Below are 3293 nucleotides of genomic sequence, written 5' to 3'. Positions count from 1 at the left end.
AACCTCTACTGCCGCGGCGGGGGGGGGGGGGGGGGGGGGGGGGGGGGGGGGGGGGGGGGCCCGGCCCCCCCGGGGGGGGGCCCCCCCCTTCCGGTGTGGGTGAGCTGTGTCTGCGGGTCAGCGCTGGGCGACGGGGACGAAGTCGCGCTCGGGAGCGCCGGTGTAGACCTGGCGCGGGCGGCCGATCTTGGTGGCCGGGTCGCTCATCATCTCGCGCCACTGGGCGATCCAGCCGGGCAGGCGGCCCAGCGCGAACAGCACCGTGAACATCTTCGTCGGGAAGCCCATGGCCTTGTAGATCAGGCCGGTGTAGAAGTCCACGTTCGGGTAGAGCTTGCGGGAGACGAAGAAGTCGTCGGCCAGCGCGATCTCCTCGAGCTGCATGGCGAGGTCGAGCAGCGGGTCCGGCTTGGCCATGCGGCCGAGCACGTCCTGCGCCATGTTCTTGACGATCGCGGCGCGCGGGTCGTAGTTCTTGTACACCCGGTGGCCGAAGCCCATCAGGCGTACGCCGTCCTCGCGGTCCTTGACCTTGCGTACGAACGCCTGCACGTCGCCGCCCTCGGCGCGGATGCGCTCCAGCATCGCCAGCACGGCCTCGTTGGCGCCGCCGTGCAGCGGGCCGGACAGCGCGTTCACGCCGGAGGAGACCGAGGCGAACAGGCTGGCCTGGGCCGAGCCGACCAGGCGCACGGTCGAGGTGGAGCAGTTCTGCTCGTGGTCGGCGTGCAGGATGAGCAGCAGGTCCAGCGCCTTGGCGAAGACCGGGTCCACCTCGTAGTCGGTGGCCGGCACGCCGAACGTCATGCGCAGGAAGTTCTCGACGTACCCGAGGTTGTTGTCCGGGTAGAGCATCGGCTGGCCGATGGACTTCTTGTACGCGTACGACGCGATGGTCGGCAGCTTGGCGAGCATGCGCACGGTGGAGATCTCGACCTGCTCGTTGTCGAACGGGTCCTGGCTGTCCTGGTAGAAGGTGCCCAGGGCGCTCACCGCGGCCGACAGCACGGCCATCGGGTGCGCGTCGCGCGGGAAGCCCTCGAAGAACCGCTTCATGTCCTCGTGCAGCAGGGTGTGCATGCGCACCCGCTGGGTGAACTCGCTCAGCTGCGCGGCGGTGGGCAGCTCGCCGTACATGAGCAGGTAGGAGACCTCCAGGAAGGTGGAGTGCTCGGCCAGCTGCTCGATGGGGTACCCGCGGTAACGGAGGATGCCCTCGTCACCGTCGATGTACGTGATCGCCGAGGTACATGCCGCCGTGTTGACGAAGCCCGGGTCGTACGTGACGAATCCGGTTTCCTTCAGCACCTTGCCGATGTCGAGCCCGGACGGGCCCTCGACGGCCGGCTGCACTTCCAGGGAGAGGTGTCCACCCGGGGTTTCCAGGTTCACATCCGCCACGACTTCCCTCGCTTTTTCGGGAGCTTCTTTTACCAAAGTTAAGTTTCAGGGTAAGCACTTGACCGTGGCATGCGCCCTCTCCGCCGCTGAGGGGAGAATCACGGTCTCGCCGCGTTTTGCCAGCACTTGCCCTCTTTTCTGCCGAATGGCGAGCGGATGTCGGCCAGAGCGCCCGCCCCGATCGCCCGCGCGGCTTACGCTGGACCCGTGGCGACGGAGCCCATAACCAGCGTGGACATGCCGGGTGAGGAAGCCGAACGCTGGCTGGCCCTCGCGGTGAAGTTCGCCGTCTCGAACGTCGAGACGGGGGGCGGTGGCCCGTTCGCCTCGATCATCGTCAAGGGCGGCGAGGTCATCGGCCGCGGCGTGAACCGGGTCATCCGTGACCTGGACCCGACCGCCCACTCCGAGATCGTCGCCATCCGCGCGGCCTGCCGCCAGGCGCTGCACTTCCGGCTGCCGGGGGCGGTGCTCGTGTCGTCGTGCGAGCCCTGCCCGATGTGCCTGACCGCGGCGCTGTGGGCCGACATCGGGCGCATCATCTACGCCGTCGACCGCCACGAGGCCGCCGCCGCGGGCTTCCCCCAGGTGGAGCTGTACGACCTGTTCGAGGACCCGCAGCACGCCTGGACCGTGCCGGTCGGCAAGGTCTCGATCGCCCAGTCGCACGACCCCTTCGACGCCTGGCAGCGCACCAAGGCCGAACGCGAGGCGCGCTCCCGCTGATCCCTGGCGCGCGGGGTCAGGAGCCGCCGTGGACGTCGCGCCAGTGGGCGAGCAGGGCGGCCTCATCGTCGCGGGTGATGCCGGCCCAGGGTTTGCGGGCGGGTGCGGTGGGCAGCCAGGCCAGGGTGTCGCGGGCGGTGTCGGCCAGCGGGCGCGGGGCCAGACCGGCGGCGAGCGCGTCGGAGACGTCGCGGGACAGGAAACCCGCGTACTCCGGCAGCGGCAGCCACATCGGCAGCGACCGCTCGCCCATCCACGGCGCGACCCCCTCGGCGGCGAGGAAGTCCTGGTCGACCCAGGTCAGCTGCGGCTTCACCGACACACCGTCGGCGACCTGCGCGTAGAACTCGGCGCGGGTGACCGGCGCGCCGATGCCGTCGTACGCCCCGGCGAGCCGCCGCTCGGCGGCGCTCACCAGCCAGGCCGCGAGATCGCGTACGTCGATCCACTGCACCGCCTCGTCCGGGGCGCCGGGGGCGAGGATCTCGCCGCCGTCGGCGAGCCGGGACACCCAGTAGTCGAAGCGGTTGGTCGTGTCGTCCGGCCCGACGATCAGCCCGGCCCGGCACAGCATCACCCGGTCCGGCCCGACCGCGTCGAGCAGCGCCCGCTCGCAGGCGACCTTGGCCGGGCCGTAGTTCGGGCCGGTCGCGTCGTCGGTCTCCAGCGGCAGCGGGTCCAGCAGCGGCGCCGTGGCCGCCCGCTGGCCGGGGGTGGCCTGGTCGGCGTAGACGGAGCAGCTGGACACGTACACCCAGTGCGCGACGCGGTCGCGCAGCGCCGACACGGCGTGCCGGACGTGGCTGGGCCGCCGGGCGACGTCGATCACGGCGTCGTACGGGCCGTCGAGCGCGGCCAGCCCGTCGGGGGCGTCGCGGTCGGCGGTGAGCAGCCGGGCCCCGGCGGGCACGTCGCCGGAGACGCCGCGGGCGACGCAGGTGACGTCGTGGCCCGCGGCCAGGGCGTGGGCGGCCACCGCGCGCCCGAGGAAGACCGTGCCGCCGAGAACCAGGAGTCGCATGGCCGCAAGCATCACCGACCACGCCCGCATCCGCACACCCGTTCGCCATCGGCGTACCCACCCCGCGGTCGCCGCGGCCCGCCATGATCGTCCGACTTGCCTGGCAGATGGGCGAATGCGGGCCCAAGATACGCCCACTTGCCAG

General features: G+C 71.5%; 3 protein-coding genes. 1 reads left to right on the top strand and 2 read right to left on the bottom strand.

Going from position 1 to position 3293, the window contains the following annotated elements:
- Positions 1-117: 117 nt before the first annotated feature.
- Entirely contained in the window at positions 118-1401 is a 1284-nt protein-coding gene (locus AB0J67_RS40135) for a citrate synthase (protein ID WP_363490910.1), read from the bottom strand.
- 207 nt (positions 1402-1608) lie between these two features.
- Between AB0J67_RS40135 and AB0J67_RS40130 the strand changes: the two genes are divergently transcribed.
- Positions 1609-2127 (top strand): nucleoside deaminase, encoded by a 519-nt coding sequence (locus tag AB0J67_RS40130; protein ID WP_363490908.1) that lies wholly within the window; start codon positions 1609-1611, stop codon positions 2125-2127.
- 16 nt (positions 2128-2143) lie between these two features.
- Here the strand turns inward: AB0J67_RS40130 and AB0J67_RS40125 are convergent, their stop codons facing one another.
- The gene (locus AB0J67_RS40125; protein ID WP_363490906.1) at positions 2144-3148 is read right to left on the bottom strand and encodes an NAD-dependent epimerase/dehydratase family protein; all 1005 of its coding nucleotides are present in this window, start codon (positions 3146-3148) and stop codon (positions 2144-2146) included.
- Positions 3149-3293 lie beyond the last annotated feature (145 nt).

Origin of the sequence: Catellatospora sp. NPDC049609 (assembly GCF_040675365.1) — a bacterium.
Lineage (GTDB): Bacteria > Actinomycetota > Actinomycetes > Mycobacteriales > Micromonosporaceae > Catellatospora.
This window is presented reverse-complemented; position numbering and strand designations above follow the sequence as displayed.

Bases quoted from the DNA above. Each gene is read 5' to 3' on its own strand.
- AB0J67_RS40125 (WP_363490906.1), bottom strand. From the start codon at position 3,148: ATGCGACTCCTGGTTCTCGGCGGCACGGTCTTCCTCGGGCGCGCGGTG.